General features: G+C 56.6%; 1 protein-coding gene. It reads left to right on the top strand.

All coding sequences use genetic code 11. The features are described 5' to 3' along the window. Positions 1 to 17: 17 nt before the first annotated feature. A partial coding sequence (gene rplJ / locus R7E38_RS23460) for a 50S ribosomal protein L10 (protein ID WP_318082261.1) occupies positions 18 to 505 on the top strand: 488 nt, incomplete at its 3' end.

The following is a 505-nucleotide window of genomic DNA, read 5'->3' as shown; positions in this document are numbered from 1 at the left end:
ACGTGGGCTCCAAGCAGATGCAGCAGATCCGCATGTCGCTCCGAGGGAAGGCCGTGGTGCTGATGGGCAAGAACACCATGATGCGCAAGGCTATCAGGGGCCACCTGGAGAACAACCCAGCTCTGGAGAAACTGCTGCCTCACATCCGGGGGAACGTGGGCTTCGTGTTCACCAAGGAGGACCTCACTGAGATTCGGGATATGCTGTTGGCCAATAAGGTGCCAGCTGCTGCTCGGGCTGGTGCCATCGCCCCGTGTGAGGTCACTGTGCCAGCTCAGAACACTGGTCTAGGACCCGAGAAGACCTCCTTCTTCCAGGCTTTGGGCATCACCACGAAAATCTCCAGAGGCACCATTGAAATTCTGAGTGATGTGCAGCTGATAAAGACTGGAGACAAGGTGGGAGCCAGCGAGGCCACACTGCTGAACATGCTGAACATCTCCCCCTTCTCCTTCGGGCTGATCATCCAGCAGGTGTTTGACAACGGCAGCATTTATAACCCTGA

Source organism: Vibrio sp. Vb2131 (assembly GCF_033338535.1).
GTDB classification, from domain to species: Bacteria; Pseudomonadota; Gammaproteobacteria; order Enterobacterales; family Vibrionaceae; genus Vibrio; species Vibrio alginolyticus.
This window is presented reverse-complemented; position numbering and strand designations above follow the sequence as displayed.